Origin of the sequence: Paenibacillus faecis (assembly GCF_008084145.1) — a bacterium.
Classification (GTDB): domain Bacteria; phylum Bacillota; class Bacilli; order Paenibacillales; family Paenibacillaceae; genus Fontibacillus; species Fontibacillus faecis.
The window spans coordinates 380783-396321 of sequence record NZ_VSDO01000002.1; the positions used below are offsets into that span (position 1 = coordinate 380783).

At 54.8% G+C, this 15539-nt stretch carries 14 protein-coding genes; 13 read left to right on the top strand and 1 reads right to left on the bottom strand.

Annotation, left to right across the window (positions count from 1 at the left end):
* The first annotated feature begins 17 nt into the window (after positions 1 to 17).
* The 6 genes from FRY98_RS09535 (at position 18) to FRY98_RS09560 (ending at position 5660) form a co-directional block, all read left to right on the top strand.
* Positions 18 to 1145, top strand: a complete 1128-nt coding sequence (locus FRY98_RS09535) for a Gfo/Idh/MocA family protein (RefSeq protein WP_148451530.1) — start codon at positions 18 to 20, stop codon at positions 1143 to 1145.
* A gap of 98 nt (positions 1146 to 1243) precedes the next feature.
* Positions 1244 to 2212, top strand: a complete 969-nt coding sequence (gene prmA / locus FRY98_RS09540; protein WP_148451531.1) for a 50S ribosomal protein L11 methyltransferase — start codon at positions 1244 to 1246, stop codon at positions 2210 to 2212.
* A gap of 3 nt (positions 2213 to 2215) precedes the next feature.
* Positions 2216 to 2902: a site-2 protease family protein gene (locus FRY98_RS09545; RefSeq protein WP_148451532.1), complete on the top strand. Its 687-nt coding sequence runs from the start codon at positions 2216 to 2218 to the stop codon at positions 2900 to 2902.
* Between the two features lie 93 nt (positions 2903 to 2995).
* The gene (locus FRY98_RS09550) at positions 2996 to 3760 is read left to right on the top strand and encodes a 16S rRNA (uracil(1498)-N(3))-methyltransferase (protein ID WP_148452632.1); all 765 of its coding nucleotides are present in this window, start codon (positions 2996 to 2998) and stop codon (positions 3758 to 3760) included.
* A gap of 1 nt (position 3761) precedes the next feature.
* Positions 3762 to 5108 carry a tRNA (N(6)-L-threonylcarbamoyladenosine(37)-C(2))-methylthiotransferase MtaB gene (gene mtaB / locus FRY98_RS09555; RefSeq protein ID WP_148451533.1) on the top strand — a complete coding sequence of 449 codons (1347 nt, stop codon included), beginning with the start codon at positions 3762 to 3764 and terminating at the stop codon, positions 5106 to 5108.
* 120 nt (positions 5109 to 5228) lie between these two features.
* Positions 5229 to 5660, top strand: a complete 432-nt coding sequence (locus FRY98_RS09560) for an NUDIX hydrolase (RefSeq protein WP_148451534.1) — start codon at positions 5229 to 5231, stop codon at positions 5658 to 5660.
* Between the two features lie 24 nt (positions 5661 to 5684).
* Here FRY98_RS09560 and FRY98_RS09565 read toward each other — a convergent pair whose 3' ends face one another.
* Positions 5685 to 6665 carry a Na/Pi cotransporter family protein gene (locus tag FRY98_RS09565; RefSeq protein ID WP_148451535.1) on the bottom strand — a complete coding sequence of 327 codons (981 nt, stop codon included), beginning with the start codon at positions 6663 to 6665 and terminating at the stop codon, positions 5685 to 5687.
* 153 nt (positions 6666 to 6818) lie between these two features.
* On the opposite strand from FRY98_RS09565, the gene FRY98_RS09570 reads away from it, so the two are divergent.
* The 7 genes from FRY98_RS09570 (at position 6819) to FRY98_RS09600 (ending at position 15527) form a co-directional block, all read left to right on the top strand.
* Positions 6819 to 8192, top strand: coding sequence for a class I SAM-dependent rRNA methyltransferase (locus FRY98_RS09570; RefSeq protein WP_148451536.1), 1374 nt, complete (start codon positions 6819 to 6821; stop codon positions 8190 to 8192).
* 1058 nt (positions 8193 to 9250) lie between these two features.
* Positions 9251 to 10384 (top strand): ROK family transcriptional regulator, encoded by a 1134-nt coding sequence (locus FRY98_RS09575; protein WP_148451537.1) that lies wholly within the window; start codon positions 9251 to 9253, stop codon positions 10382 to 10384.
* Positions 10385 to 10495: 111 nt separating this feature from the next.
* The gene (locus FRY98_RS09580) at positions 10496 to 11779 is read left to right on the top strand and encodes an extracellular solute-binding protein (RefSeq protein WP_148451538.1); all 1284 of its coding nucleotides are present in this window, start codon (positions 10496 to 10498) and stop codon (positions 11777 to 11779) included.
* A 66-nt stretch (positions 11780 to 11845) separates the two neighbouring features.
* Positions 11846 to 12730: a carbohydrate ABC transporter permease gene (locus FRY98_RS09585; protein WP_148451539.1), complete on the top strand. Its 885-nt coding sequence runs from the start codon at positions 11846 to 11848 to the stop codon at positions 12728 to 12730.
* Between the two features lie 3 nt (positions 12731 to 12733).
* Positions 12734 to 13585: a carbohydrate ABC transporter permease gene (locus tag FRY98_RS09590; protein WP_148451540.1), complete on the top strand. Its 852-nt coding sequence runs from the start codon at positions 12734 to 12736 to the stop codon at positions 13583 to 13585.
* A gap of 5 nt (positions 13586 to 13590) precedes the next feature.
* Positions 13591 to 14583 (top strand): SIS domain-containing protein, encoded by a 993-nt coding sequence (locus FRY98_RS09595; protein ID WP_170287070.1) that lies wholly within the window; start codon positions 13591 to 13593, stop codon positions 14581 to 14583.
* Positions 14584 to 14588: 5 nt separating this feature from the next.
* Positions 14589 to 15527 carry a carbohydrate kinase family protein gene (locus tag FRY98_RS09600; RefSeq protein WP_148451542.1) on the top strand — a complete coding sequence of 313 codons (939 nt, stop codon included), beginning with the start codon at positions 14589 to 14591 and terminating at the stop codon, positions 15525 to 15527.
* Positions 15528 to 15539: the final 12 nt, after the last annotated feature.

Sequence of the window (15539 nt, forward strand, 5' to 3'; positions counted from 1 at the left end):
GGCGGAAGGGGACGGAAATGCAAAAAATAAAGATCGGATTGATCGGTGCGGGCCAAATCGGCAAAATGCATCTGGACCAATATCAACAAATTCCCGCGGTGGAAGTGGCGGCCGTTTGCGATGTCCACGCGGAGGAAGCGAAGCGGGTCGCGGCCGCTTACGGAATTCCCCGGGTCTATACGGATTTTCGTGAGTTGCTTCGGGAGGAGGAGCTTGCCGCGGTCGACGTATGCCTGCATAACAATTTGCACCAGCCGGTGACGTCCGCCGCCCTGGAGGCCGGAAAGCATGTCTATTGCGAAAAACCGATCGCAGGCTCTTACAAAGACGGGCTCAAAATGGTGGAGGATGCGGAGCGGTGCGGCAGAATGCTCCATATCCAGCTCGCCAAGCTTTATGACGCGGAAACTTGGGCAGCCAAACAGCTGATTGACGCGGGCAAACTGGGAAAGCTGTATCACGCCCGGTCCACGGGCTTCCGGAGACGCGGCCGCCCTTTCGTGGACGGTTACGGAACCGCCGCGTTTACGCGAAAAGAGACCGCCGGCGGCGGAGCCATTTATGACATGGGCGTCTACCACATTTCCCGCATGCTGTATCTGCTGGGCAATCCCGAGGTTCAGCGGGTTTCCGGGCAGACCTATCAGGAAATGGCCATGGACGAAGCTCGCAGAAACCTCAGCGGCTTTAATGTGGAGGAGATGGGGGCCGGGTTCGTGCGATTTGCCGGAGGGGTCACCCTCGACATCATCGAATCCTGGGCCCTGCATCTCGGGGGGCTGGAGGGCAGCGCCATCGCCGGCTCGGAGGGAGGCGTCCGCTTTTCGGGGGCGGTGTCGGAATCCGCGTCAAACGCCTTCTCTTACCATACCACGATCGCGGATCTGGATATGGACTGCAGAGTGGATTTGGAGCAGGCGCTTCTCCGGCACCGCCGGTTGAGCGAGTTTCCCGACGCGTACGCCTCCTCCCAGCACCATTGGGCCGCCGCTCTGTCCGGTCAGGTTCCGCTTTTGCCGACGGCGCAAATCGCGCTTAACACCATGCTGATCAGCGAGGGGCTTTATCTATCGCACCAACGGGGCAGAGAAGTCTCCGCGGAAGAGATTAAAGAGGCTTCGGTCTCGACGGTAATCAAGATATAGAGAACGCGTTGTCACCATTATGAACAGCGATTTTGTCACTCTTTTCAATCTATAGTACAATAGATTTCATGCACGAATTTCAAGGAGGAAATCTTACGATGATCTGGAAAGAGCTGACTATACATACAACCGAGGAAGCGGTGGAGATGATTTCCAACTTCCTGCATGAAGCGGGAGCCGGTGGCGTTACGATCGAAGAGCATGTCGACAACGACAAACCGCGCGATACGTCGCTGGGCCAATGGTTTGAAATCCCGCCGAACGATATTCCCGAGGGAGAAGCCAAAATCAGCGGCTATTTCCCCGAGAGCGTCGATATCGATGAAGTGATTCGCGAGGTAAGGGAACGGATTGAAGAGCTGCGGACGTACGACATCGACCCCGGAACGCCGGAGCTTGCGGTGCGGGAAGTCAGTGAAGACGACTGGGCCAACAACTGGAAGCAGTATTTCAAACCGCTGCGCGTGTCCGACCGGCTGACGATCAAGCCGACCTGGGAGGTGTACGAACCGGCATCCCCCGACGAACGCATCATTGAGCTTGATCCGGGGATGGCGTTCGGAACAGGGACGCATCCGACGACCTCGCTCTGTTTGCGGACGCTGGAAGGCATCATTCAGGACGGGGATGAAGTCATCGACGTCGGCACAGGCTCGGGCATTCTGGCGATCGGCGCTTGCCGTTTGGGCGCTTCCCGCGTGCTGGCGCTGGATCTGGATCCCGTAGCGGTGTCGAGCGCACTGGAGAACACCAGACTGAACCAGCTGGAGAGCCGGATTCAGGTGGTGGAGAGCGATCTGCTGTCCGTCTTGAAAAAAGGCGCCGAAGCCACGGTTAACGTAAAGCTTCCGGTCCGGGTGGTGGTCGCCAATATACTGGCCGAGATTATCCTGCTCTTTATCGAGGATGTTTATGAAGCCCTGCAACCCGGGGGATATTATATCGCTTCCGGCATCTACAAGAACAAGGAGCAGGTGGTGGAGGAGGCCTTGACGGCCGCGGGCTTTGAGATCGAACAGACGGCCCGGGAAGAAGATTGGGTCGCTTTCGTGGCGAGAAAGAGGTAGCCGATGGAGTTTTTGGATCGAATATTGCGCGTTCCCCTGGACCAGCTTCCTTTTTATTTGCTGACCCTGGTGATCGCCTTTACGTTACATGAGTTTTCCCACGCTTATTTCGCCAATAAATTCGGAGACCCGACCGCCAAGTTATTGGGCCGGGTAACATTAAATCCGGCGGTCCACTTCGACCTGCTGGGGATCATCCTGCTTTTGATCGCGGGATTCGGCTGGGCGCGGCCGGTCCCCGTCAACCGGGATAACTTCCGCAAACCTCGCGTCATGGGCGTCATCGTATCCGCCGCCGGCCCGCTGAGCAATCTGCTGCTGGCGGTCGTCGGCGCGGCGATCTACGCAGCGCTAATCCTGTACGGGGTGGTTAACCCCTTCGGCCCGCAGGACAAATTGTCGCTCGCTTTGGACACATTTTTTAATTTGTTCGTTGTGATGAACTTTTTCTTGTTCCTGTTTAACCTGATTCCACTGCCGCCGCTCGATGGATACCGGATTTTGGAGGATATCGTGCCGCGCCGGGTTTTGGGCAAGCTTCAGCAGTTCGAGCAATGGTCGCTGCTTATTTTCCTGATTATTCTTATTGTTCCCGGAATGCAGCAGTACACGATTGAACCGCTCTACAAAGCGGCCAACTTTCTTGCGAGCCACTTCCTGGTCTTCTTCCATACGATCCTCGGAGGCTAGGACATGAAATATTGCCGGGAACTAACACTGGAAAGCTGAAAACAAAAGTTGTATGATGTATTTTGGCGATTTTGAAGGCAAGGAATGATTAAGATGCAGCGGTATTTTATAGATCCCGGCCAGTTTCACGACACGTCCGTGGTCATTGCGGGCGACGACGCCCGTCATATCGGCAAAGTCATGCGATCGAAACCGGGCGACAAGCTGATTGTCAGCGACGGCGTAAACCGCGTAGCGCTGGCCGAAATCGTTACATTGGATCCGCAGGAAGTCACGGCGGAGATTATAGAGATGCTGGAACCGACCGGGGAACCGGCGGTGGAGGTTACCGTTGCGCAGAGCTTGCCGAAAGGCGACAAAATGGAGACCGTGATCCAGAAATGTACGGAGATCGGCGCTTCCGCTTTTTTGCCGTTCATTTCCGAACGGACCGTCGTGCAATACGACGGAAAAAAAGAAGAGAAGCGAACCGCACGCTGGCGCAAAATTGCGAAGGAAGCGGCCGAGCAGGCGCACCGCAGTCGAATTCCGGCGATCGAGGCGCCCGTCTCCTGGCGTGAGATGCTGTCTATGCTGGACGGCTTCGACCTCGTATGCATGTGCTATGAGAAAGAGCACGGTCAGCAGCTGCGCGATGTGCTGAAGCCTTTCTCGGCGCGGCTTGCATCCGGACGGACCTGCCGCGTGGCGGTCATCGTCGGTCCGGAAGGCGGATTCTCCGAACAGGAGGTGGCGGAGGCCGAGAAGGCCGGAGCCGTTCCGGCGGGATTGGGACGACGAATCCTGCGCACGGAGACGGCCGCGATGGCCGCCCTGACCTGCATCATGTATGAATCCGGAGAAATGGGGGGAATTTAACATGCCATCCGTTGCTTTTTATACGCTCGGCTGTAAAGTGAATTTTTACGATACCGAAGCGATTTGGCAGCTGTTTAAAAATGAAGGATACGAACAGGTGGATTTCGAGCAGACGGCCGACATTTATCTGATCAACACCTGTACCGTGACCAATACGGGGGATAAGAAGAGCCGGCAAATTATCCGCCGGGCCGTACGGCGCAACCCCGATGCGATCGTTGCCGTAACCGGCTGTTACGCGCAGACGTCGCCGGCGGAAATCCTGGATATTCCCGGCGTGGACCTCGTCATCGGGACGCAGGACCGCGACAAGATCATTCCGTACGTGAAAGAAATCCAGGCCCAGCGCAGACCGATCAACGCGGTTCGGAACATTATGAAAACGCGGGAATTCGAGGAACTCGATGTTCCCGATTTCGCGGATCATACGCGGGCCTTCCTGAAAATCCAAGAGGGATGCAACAATTTCTGCACGTTCTGCATCATTCCGTGGTCTCGCGGACTGTCCCGCAGCCGGGATCCGCAGAGCGTGGTCGCCCAGGCCCGGCAGCTCGTGGCCGCGGGATATAACGAAATCGTTTTGACGGGCATCCATACCGGGGGTTACGGGGACGATTTGGAGAACTACCGGTTGTCCGATCTGCTGTGGGATCTTGACAAGGTGGAGGGGCTGGGCCGCATTCGCATCAGTTCCATTGAAGCGAGCCAGATTGACGACCGCATGCTGGAAGTGCTGAAGGGCTCCTCCAAAATGTGCCGTCACTTCCACATCCCGCTGCAAGCCGGAAGCAATGAAGTGCTTAAGCGGATGAGACGCAAATATACGATCGAAGAATTCGAAGAAAAGATCAAGAAAATCCGCGACTTCATGCCGGATGTGGCGATTACGACCGACATCATCGTCGGCTTCCCCGGTGAAACCGAGGAGTTGTACCGCGAGGGCTATGAAGCGATCAAACGGATCGGTTTTTCGGAAATGCACGTGTTCCCTTACTCCAAACGGACAGGCACGCCTGCAGCCCGGATGGAGGATCAAGTGGACGAAGAGATCAAGCATGCCCGTGTTCAGGAACTGATCGATCTGTCCGAGCAGATGCAGCTCTCGTATGCCGAGAAGTTCGTCGGGCAAGTGCTGGACGTCATTCCCGAGCGCGACGAAAAGGGCGTGTGGGGAGAAGGTTTCGTCACCGGATTCAGCGACAACTACCTGCAAATCCGTTTTGACGGAACGCCGGATCTCGCCGGCAAGATGTGCCGGGTCAAGCTGACAAAAGCGGACGCCAATACGAGCGAAGGCCAATTGGTCCGCGTTCTGGACGGAGCGGCCAGCGCCCAAGCGTTGGCCTAGTCCGCCGGTTCGCTCGTTTGGGACCGAAATTGCATAGGATCGAGTTAACAGGGATTTCACCCGTCAGGGTTGAAGTCCTTGTTGCCGATTGGGGTAATACGGAGTAAGGAGGCGAGGAAATTGCCGGACAAGGAAATATCCGCCGGAGGCGTCGTGTACCGCAGGACCGCCGGACGGCTTCAGATTCAGCTCATCACAGACCGGTACGGCAGGTTTTCTTTTGCCAAAGGAAAAAGAGAGCCCGGGGAGACGATCGAAGAGACCGCGCTGCGGGAAATTCGGGAAGAGACCGGCTTGATCGGGCAGATTGACGGATTGATCGATATCATCGCATACACTTATCACCATCCTGTTCACGGGCCCGTGGACAAGGAGGTGCACTACTACCTCGTCGAAAGCCGGGGCGGCCAGCTCCGTCCCCAAGTGGAGGAAATCCGCGGCGTCGCCTGGTATGAACCGAAGGAAGCCTGGGAGAAGCAACTGAAATCGGGGTATGACAACAACGATTTTATTTTGGAAAAGGCTTTGAAAATGCTGAACCTGAATTTCTAACATCGGATTCTTATCATTCGTTTATCATTTCACGGCGGGTTCCATGCGGCTCCAAATCGGCAAATAGCAAAACGGCAGGGCGATCAGGGAGCAGACGACATTGAATATCGTCTGGGAATGGGCGATCTGGGCGGCCGGGTCGTCGGAGATCCAGGCGGAGGCGGTGCCCAACAGCTGGGTTAGCGGGAGGAACAGCGCCGCCCCCAGCACGTTGAGCGCTACGTGCGACCAGGCGACAAAGCTGCCGGACCGCGAGCCGCCGAGCGAGGCGATGACGGCGGTAACGCAGGTGCCAACGTTGGAGCCGATCACCATGGCGATGCCTAGCGGGAGCGGCAGCGTTCCGGCGGCGACCAGGCCCATGGTCATCGCGATGGTGGCGGCGCTGCTGTGTACGAGCGCCGTCAACGCCGCGCCGGCGGCTGCGCCCCAAAGCAGGCTGTCGCCGGCGTGATCTAGCAGCCAGCCGATGACGCCGTAAGCTTCCAGCGCGGGGCCGGCCGATTGCATCCAGCGGATGGCGATCATAATCAGGCTGAAGCCGGCGGCGGCCAGCGAAGCGAACTGGATCGGCGTCAGCAGCCGGAACCACTTAGCGTCCCGGTAGCCGGGGAGCATCTCTTGGATGGCGACGGCCGCCGCCCAAAGAAGCACGGATAGAATCAGCAGCGGGACGCCGATACTGGAAATGTTCAGGGCGATCAGCTCCGTCGTCAGGCAGGTGCCGATATTGCCGCCGAGGATAATGCCGAGCGTCCGCGCGTAGGACAGGAGCCCGGCATTGACCAGACCGATGGTCATGACCGTCACCGCCGTGCTGCTTTGGAGCGCCGCCGTCACAAAGGTGCTGGAAATCATGCCGGTCCATGGCGTCCGCGTCGTGGCTTGCAGCGCCCGGATCAATCCGGGGCCCGCCCAGGCGTGAAGCGAGGCTTCCATCAGCTTCATGCCGAACAGGAACAGGGCCAGCCCGAAGGTTACGGGGAAGATGAGCTCGTGAAACAATAGTGACGCCTCCTGTCCTACCGAAGTGTACAAGTTACATATATGCTTGGCCGCAGCGGTCCATGCTGCGTAATTTCGCATCGTTGGTTTATCGCTTCAGGGCCCGCCGGGTGCGGCCCTAAGTTCCATCACCTTTTACGGGAGTTGAATATCGTGGCATCGGTTATATTGCAGCGCAGCCGCAAAAAGCGGCTGGAACAAGGTCATCCTTGGGTTTACAAAAGCGAGATTGAGCGTGTGGAGGGGGATCCGGCTCCGGGCAGCCTCGTGGAGGTTCTCGACCACCGGGGCCGTTTTCTGGCAACGGGGTATTATAACGCCGCCTCGCAAATCACGGTCCGCGCGGTGTCTTTTACCCCGTTGGAAGCGATGGATGCCGGCTTCTTCGAGCGCCGGTTTCGGGAATGTCTCAAGCATCGCGAGCGTTTTGTCAAAGACGAGAACGCTTATCGGTTCGTATACGGGGAAGCGGATTTCCTCCCCGGTTTGATCGTGGACCGCTTCGGCGACGTCCTCGTCATCCAGCTGTTGACGCTCGGCATGGATCTATGCCGGGAAGCGATCGTCGAAGCGCTGGTCGCCGTGCTCCGTCCGGCGGGGATTTACGAGCGTAGCGATGTGCCGATCCGCGAGATGGAAGGATTGGAGCAGGTGAAAGGCCCGCTTTACGGTACGCCGCCGCGCCATGTGACCGTGACGGAGAACGGGCTGAAGATCCGCGTCGATATCGAAGAGGGGCAGAAGACCGGGTACTTCTTCGACCAGCGGGAGAACCGCGCCTCCATCCGGCCGCTGATGACCGGTTGGGGGGAGCGGAGCGGGATCGCGCTTCAGGACGTGCCGAACGAAGCCGGAGAAATCCGCCGGCTTCCCGTTAACCGGAACGGCAAGGAAGTGACCTTTCCGTATTGGGATGGCGCCACCGTACTGGAGTGCTTCTCCCATACGGGAAGCTTTACGCTTCATGCCTGTCAGTATGGCGCCAAAAAAGTCACCTGTCTCGACATTTCCGAGCATGCGATCGAAAGCGCCAAGGAGAATGTGGAGCTGAACGGCTTCGGTGAGCGCGTCGAGTTCGTCGTGGCGGACGCGTTCGATTATTTGCGCAGCCAGGTGAAGGGGCTCGCGGAACGAAGCGCCCGGGCGGCGGCCGGCGCCAAGGCCGACACCTCCGTGCCGATGACCGCTGGCGGCGGTCGGACCTGGGACGTGGTGATCCTGGATCCGCCGGCCTTCGCCAAGACGCGCAGCGCGGTAAAGGGGGCTTGCCGGGGATACAAGGACATCAATCTGCACGGGATGAAGCTTGTCAACGAGGGCGGCTATTTGGTCACCGCCAGTTGCTCTTACCATATGCGGCCGGATTTGTTCCTGGAGACGATTCGGGAAGCGGCGGCGGACGCCGGCAAGATCCTTCGTCTGGTAGAGTGGCGGGCGGCCGGAAAAGACCATCCGCAAATTTTGGGCGTGGATGAGGGACATTATTTGAAATTCGCCATTTTTGAAGTGCGCAGCAAAAACTTCTAAAGCAGGCGGAACTTATCCTGTTCAGCGATGCCCGTTTTTCCTTTGAAAGCAGGGCAGGCGGGAAAGCGGCATTTTAGGCACTAGAGGGTTGCAATAACCCGATGGGTCTAATGGTCGTAACCGCCTCCCTTTGAAGCCGAGCGGGTGGATAAGGGCCATTTGCGGCGCTATTTTGTCGAATTTGGCTCTTTGCTGTGAAATAGCGGTCCTTTGGAGCCTTATTTTAGAGAAAGTCGGGCAAAAACCGAATTTTTGAGCTCGAACCAGAGAAATAGGGCCTCTTTTGACCGCTATTCTTCCCGAAAAAGCGAATCTGGGCGAAATAGCGGCCCAAAACGCCGCTATTATAACGGACGGCCACAAAAAGTTGCGGACAGGCAGCATCATATCAGTTTTAATGCAACGTCAGTGGATTTTGGGACCCGTACCAGAGCAATAAAGCCCTTTTTGACCTTTATTATGCCTGGGGGAGCCAAGTCGGGCCGGAATAACGGGCCAAACCCGCTATTACAGCGACAGCGAGGGCCTGGGAAAATTGCGCTGGAGTGCATTTTTAATTGTTTGGCTCAAATTAAAGGGAATTCTTCCCGTTAGTTTGGAGCGTACGCAGCTGCTTGAGGTGATTTAGCTGGAAAACCTCAAGTTAATTCGCTTGAATTGGTGTATATCGGCCAATGTGCCGCGAAATAGATGGAGTTTTTCCAGCTAAATCCGATTCAGATGCTAAAGGGAGGCACATTAACGGGAGATTTTCCCGTTAGTGTGTAGCCTCCGACCCTGGCCTTTTATACAAACTCAGAGAAGACCGTTTGATTATGAAAATCGAACGGTCTTTTTTTAAAGATAACACTATAATGTTAGGTTTATGTCACATAAAACGAAGTGAATATCAAGTTTTTGATGTATTTTCACAATATTTAGAAATCCAATGTTAGTTTTTGTAACATTATTTTTAAATGACATCGCTTTCACTATTGACAGCATATTTCGACATGTTATAATTACTTTAAATTTAGTTTGTTTGTTCTCCGACGAAACTGAATGAAGGAGGGGAGAGGTTGTACAATCGAACCGGAAGTTTGGACCTTATCAAGAAGATCAACCGGAACTTGGTTCTGGACATGATCCGCAGCGAGAAAAAAATCAGCAGAGCTTTAGTAGCCAAGAAATTAGGCTTAAGCCGATCTACGGTTACCTCCATCGTCAACGAGTTGATCAAAAAGAAGTTTGTCGTGGAAACCGGATTGGGCGATTCTACCAAGGAAGGAGGCCGCAGGGGGATCGAGCTCGGCTTTAATCCGAAATCGGGGTACGGCATTGGCGTCGATATCGGGCGGACTCGAACTTTGATCGTACTGACCGACCTCGACGGTGAAATCGAGTATAAAGAAGAATGTAAAACGACGGCAACCGTGGAAGAGACACTGGAACTGATTCAAGCGTTTATTCAAAAATCCGGGATCGAAAAAGATCGTATCCTCGGGATGGGGATCGGGCTTCCGGGGATTGTGGACAGCAGGGAAGGCGTTATCCTCGACGTGCCCGCATTGAACTGGGGAAACATCAATCTGGTTGAGAAGGCGAAAAACTATTTTGCGTTCCCGATTTATGTCAACAACGATGTCAATTTTGCCGCGCTGGGTGAAAGGTGGCTGGGCAGCGAGGGAATGACGGACAATATGTTCTTCATCGCCATAGGAACCGGGGTGGGTGGCGCTATTATCGCCAACGGCGAACTAATAGAAGGCTATCGGTACTCCGCGGGAGAAATCAACCGTTTTATCGACCGGGAAGACCTGGCCCGGAACAGAAGGAACGATCCCGGAGAGACGGGAGCTTTCGAACAGCAAATCTCGGCTTTCGCTTTGGAGAGAAAAGGGATATCTCCCGAAGAGCTTTTTGCTCGCTATACACGCGAAGAGCCTGAGGCGGTTCGCATTATTGACGGATTCGTGCAATACTTGTCGATCACCATTGCGAATATCGTAAGCTTGTTGAATCCGCAGCGAGTCATTATCGGCGGGGGCGTATCCGGCTCCATGTCTACCGTCATTGAGGACATCCGCAAGCAGGTATCCGACCTAACGCCGATTCCGACGGAGATTAAGTTGGCCCGTCTGGGCAGGGATGCCGGAGGACTGGGAGCTGTCGCTTACGTGTTCCAGCAGCTGCAGGATGCGGAGGATCTATAAAAAAAGAAAAGTTCAAGTTCAGTCAACAAGAGGCTCTGAATGGAGAGCCGCACCGTATTTAATTTGTTTGTACTAAGAACAAACTAACATATATCAAATGGGGGTTATTTCATGAAAAAGTCGTTACTCGGTATCATGTCCCTTGTGCTCATTCCGTCCCTGCTTGCCGGATGTTCCGGCGGAAAATCGGCAAACCCGGCCGATGACGGCGGCGTTCAAACGATCCGCATTTTGTCGAGCGATGACTTTGCAGGCTTCCGGGAAAAAGCGGTGGAGGAGTTCAACGCGAAAAACCCGGACATTAAGGTGGTTCTGGATCATGTAGCCTACGATCAGCTGCACGATAAAGAATTGGCCTCCTTCAACGCCAGCGGTGAAGCGGCTTACGACATCGTGGACGTCGATGAAATCTGGACCTCGGAGTATGCCAATGCCGGATTCATCCTTCCGGTGACGGACCGGTACACCGATGAAATGAAGCAGGGCATTCTGCCGGCGAGCCTGCAAATCGCAAGCCTGGGCGAAGAGATCTACGGCGTACCGATGTTTAACGACGTCGTGTTCTTTTACTACAATGAGGAACTGCTGAAGAAAGCCGGTTTTGATCATCCGCCGGTGACTTGGGACGAGTTCACCTCGATGTCGCAGGCTCTTCAGGAAAAAGGAATAACCCCCGGATCGGCCAGCGCTTGGGGATGGAGCGCCAATGAAGGCCTCGTTGCTTACTTTGCCGAATTCCTCGGTTCGTTCGGAGGGAAATTCATGGATGAAACGGGCAAGCCGGTGTTCAATGACGAGAAGGGAGTTCAGGCACTCACGTTCATGGCGGATTCCATGAAGAACGGAGTGATCGACAAGGCGTCGATCAACTACAACGACCGTCAGGTGCTGGATGCATTTAAAAACGGAAAAACGGCGTTTGTTGCCGGCTGGTCCTTTTACTGGGGAGAACTGAACGGCAGCGATTCCAAGGTCAAAGGCAAGGTGAAGGTGGGGATGGTCCCTGCGGCCGAAGGAGCTCCGCATACGGCGGCTACCGGGTCCATGTACCTGGCGATCACTCCGCAATCGGAACATGAAGACGCCGCTTGGAAGTTTATCGAATATTTGGGCAGCAAGGAAGTCCAAAAGCAGCAATCGCTGGACGCCGGCTCTCTTCCGATTTGGAAGGACCTCTACAGCGACGAGGATCTGAATAAGAACTTTGCCGCTTTGAAGGATATGGAGAAACAGCTGGAACAGGTGATTTCCCGCCCTTCGTTGGATGCTTACAATGAATTTTCCAAAAACATGCAAATTGCTCTTCAGTCGGTCTTGACCGGTCAAAAGGATGCAAAGACGGCGCTGGATGAGCTGGTGGCAACGACGGAAGAACTTCAGGCGAACGGCAATTAACCGGGTCCCGCTTCGGCGGGATATCCCGCCAGGCCTGCGGAGTCACATTTGGATGTGGAGGTATGTATGATCAAAAAACTTAGACCATTCGGATATTTGCTGCCCAGTTTTCTTGTCATCCTGAGCGTCACCCTGCTTCCGCTGCTCTATGCGATCTTTATCAGCTTTATTAACTTGACCAAAAACGTGCATAAGCTGGACAACCCCAAGCTTTGGGATTACGTAGGCTTTGAGAATTTCGCCAAAGTTCTTTCGGACTCGTCCTTTTGGCAGGCCGTCGGTCGAACGATGTATTTTACGGTAACTTCGGTAGGCTTGGAATTCGCTCTCGGCATGGCCTTTGCCTTGATTCTGAATGAAAAATTCGCGGGAAGAGGCTTTGTAAGAGGATTTATGCTGATCCCGTGGGCTTTGCCGACCATAGTTAACGCGGTCTTATGGAAATGGCTATATGATCCGGACCATGGAACGATCACTGTATTGCTGGCCACCCTTGGTATCACGGACGGACATTTTAACATTCTGGGTTCCTCCTTCTCGGCGATGAACGCGATCATTATCGCCGATGTGTGGAAGAACACCGCTTTCGTCACTCTTATTTTATTGGCGGCCATGCAGTCGCTTCCCGCAGAGGCCTATGAAGCGGGCAAAATCGATGGAGCCTCGGCGTTCCGGAGATTTTTCAGCATTACGCTTCCGCTGTTAAGCCCGGCCATATTGGTTGCGCTCATCATGCGGACGATGGAAGCCTTCAAAGTATTCGACATCATCTACATCATGACCGGGGGCGGTCCGGCCGGGGGAACGCAAGTGCTGTCCTTCCTGACCTATCAAACCTCCATGATGTTCGGCAAGTTCAGTTACGGCTCGTCCTTGGCGTTTGTGATGTCGATCTTCATTCTGATTTTCGCCTTCATTTACATCAAAATTCTATACAAAAAAGCGGAGTGACCTATGGAGAGAACAAGAGCTCAGAAGTTTTGGATATATGTCGGGGTTTGTCTTGTCATGCTGTTTACGGCGCTGCCTCTGCTCCTGCTGGTGACCGCCACCTTCTCTTCCAGCGGGGATCTGAACGCGAAAACCCTTCACTTGTGGCCATCGGAGTGGACGCTTGGCAATTATTCGCGGGTGTTCTCGGGTGAAGCGAGCGACGGCAGCCTGCCCCCATTTTTAACGGCGATGAAAAATAGTGTGATCGTCGCGCTCAGCTCCACCTTGCTAACCCTGCTCATCGGGATGTTTGCGGCGTATGCCTGCGCCAGATTCCGGTTCCGCGGCAGGGACACCCTGCTCGTTTCGATTCTTGGCTTCCGCATGGTGCCGGAAGTAGTGCTGCTTATCCCTCTGTACGTGATATTCGCCCGGATGGGGATGATCAACCATAAGCCGGCGCTGATCCTGATCTACACGGCGTTTAACCTGCCGTATGTGATTTGGATGATGCAAACGTACTTCCGCTCGATTCCTAGATCGATGGAAGAATCGGCGCAAATCGACGGCGTGTCGCCGCTCGGGATATTGTTCAAGTTTTTGCTGCCGCTGTCGCTTCCGGGGTTGGTGGCAACCGGAATATTCGTCTTGCTGATCGCTTGGGATGAATTTATGTTCGCCAGCATCTTCACTTCGACTTATGACGCCAAGACCATTACGGTGGCGATCTCCGAGTTTTCAAAACGGGGTATGATCGATTTCGGCATGCAGATTACCGGCGGTTTCCTGGCATCTTTGCCGCCGATTGCCTTGGCTTTGTTCTTACAAAAATATATCATCAGCGGCCTGTCGGAAGGCTCTGAGAAGGGATGAGGATTATGAGTCAATTTTTCAACGAGGTTAAACAACAACCGGAGGCGATCCGGGAGACGATTCGCAACAACACATCGTTCAGCGCGGCGGGAAACAAGCCGCTGCTGCTGACCGGCATGGGCAGCTCTCTGGCCGCCTCCGAACTGCTTGTCTCTTATTTGAACCTGCACGGCATCCAAGCTTCGGCTATCGACAATTCCGAAATTTTACACTATTATCCCGATTCTTTCCTGGACAAGCATCAGCTGTACATCGTTTCGCAGAGCGGGGAGAGCTTTGAGGCCAAAGAATTGGCCAAACGCTACCCCTCGGCATCGGCCATCACCAACTCCCCGGACGGTTCTTTGGCCGGATTGGCCCGGGAGGTCCTCCTCACGCATGCCGGAAAAGAAAAGGCTATCGCTTCCTCGAAATCTTTTACAACCACGGCGGCTTTGATGCTGTTGATGGGATCCAAGATGGCGGGGAACGATTTGACGGATTCGCTTTATCGGGCCGCCGACGTCATCGAAGAACATTTGCAGAGAGAAGAGGAGTACCGGAAGCGGATTGTCGAGTTCATTAATCCGGAGAAGCCGCTCGTTCTTCTGGGCCGGGGGCCTTCGGTTTACACGGCGCGTCAGGGTTCATTGACGCTGAAGGAAACCTCGCGGATGTTTGCCGAGGCCGCTTCGGCTCCGCAGTTCCGGCATGGTCCGTTTGAACTGATCAAAGAGAACTTGCAGGCCATCTTCTTCAACCCTAAAGGAACAACATACGAAATTAATAAAAAGTATGTGCTGGAAATGGCCGAACTCGGCGCAAAGGTACTCTATGTCTCCGATGAAGGTCTGCGGCACGAGCGTGTCATGTCGCTCGAAATTCCGTCGGTTCACGAATACGTAAGCCCCATTCCCTACTCGCTGGTCATCCAGTTAGCCGCCATCGAACTCTCGGCGAAACGGGGCCTGGTCGCCGGGGAAGCCGAAATCATCACGAAAGTTACAGGGAAGGAATAACCCCGATGATAAATTTGGTAGGTGTGATCACCGCGGATTTGATCCTGGCGCAAGTGAAAGGACGGCCGGACTTCGGCGAAGAACATATGGTCGATACGATGATTTTGCGGCCCGGCGGCCTGGCCAACACGATTTTTCCGCTGGCCAAGCTCGGCGTCAAACAACGGGTCATCTCCCTTTTGGGCCAGGACGATTACGGAAGCAAAATTTACGATGAGATAGCTCCGTTGATCGAAAATGAGCTTGCGCGAACCGAAAAGGGAACCGTCCTGTCCGTATCGATCGTAAAAGAAGGCGGAGATCGCTACTTCGTGACCTATAAAGGAAATGCCGACGACTTAACCGCGGCTTCGGTCGAAGGGGAAAAGGATTTCGATGCGGCGCGCGCAACGCTTTTGTACGGTTATTTCCTGGCTCCGGGCTTCGGCCCGGAGGCGGCCCGTACCTGCTTGAAACGGGCTAAGGCCGCCGGTCAAATCACATTCTTCGATGCGAATTCGGCCATTGACGGCTGGAGTTTAAAGAGCAGGCAGGAAATTATCTCCTTCCTGCCCCACATCGATTATTTTATGCCGAACGACGAAGAGATTTTGCATTTGACCGGGGCGAGCGACGTGGATCAAGCCGCGGAGGAGTTAATTTCTCTAGGGGCCAACACGATTATCGTCAAGCGCGGAAGCCGGGGGGCGAGTTCTTATACCCGGTCGGGAGCCGTGCATCACGCCGGATTTCCTGTAAAGGCTTACGATACGACGGGGGCCGGAGACAGCTTCAATGCCGGGTTTATCCACAGCGTGCTGGAAGGCAAACCGATGGAGGAAGCGTTGAGGTACGGGAATATGCTCGCTAGCATCGTCGTTTCCAAGAAAGAGGACCGGTATCCCGCGCCCGCTGAAATTGAGAGGAACATCATGGAAATGCAGGCCGGCAACGGATCGAAATAGCCGAATTCCGGC

Coding starts and splice junctions, on each gene's coding strand:
- FRY98_RS09535 (WP_148451530.1), top strand. CDS start 18: ATGCAAAAAATAAAGATCGGATTGATCGGTGCGGGCCAAATCGGCAAA.
- prmA (WP_148451531.1), top strand. CDS start 1,244: ATGATCTGGAAAGAGCTGACTATACATACAACCGAGGAAGCGGTGGAG.
- FRY98_RS09545 (WP_148451532.1), top strand. CDS start 2,216: ATGGAGTTTTTGGATCGAATATTGCGCGTTCCCCTGGACCAGCTTCCT.
- FRY98_RS09550 (WP_148452632.1), top strand. CDS start 2,996: ATGCAGCGGTATTTTATAGATCCCGGCCAGTTTCACGACACGTCCGTG.
- mtaB (WP_148451533.1), top strand. CDS start 3,762: ATGCCATCCGTTGCTTTTTATACGCTCGGCTGTAAAGTGAATTTTTAC.
- FRY98_RS09580 (WP_148451538.1), top strand. CDS start 10,496: ATGAAAAAGTCGTTACTCGGTATCATGTCCCTTGTGCTCATTCCGTCC.
- FRY98_RS09585 (WP_148451539.1), top strand. CDS start 11,846: ATGATCAAAAAACTTAGACCATTCGGATATTTGCTGCCCAGTTTTCTT.
- FRY98_RS09590 (WP_148451540.1), top strand. CDS start 12,734: ATGGAGAGAACAAGAGCTCAGAAGTTTTGGATATATGTCGGGGTTTGT.
- FRY98_RS09595 (WP_170287070.1), top strand. CDS start 13,591: ATGAGTCAATTTTTCAACGAGGTTAAACAACAACCGGAGGCGATCCGG.
- FRY98_RS09600 (WP_148451542.1), top strand. CDS start 14,589: ATGATAAATTTGGTAGGTGTGATCACCGCGGATTTGATCCTGGCGCAA.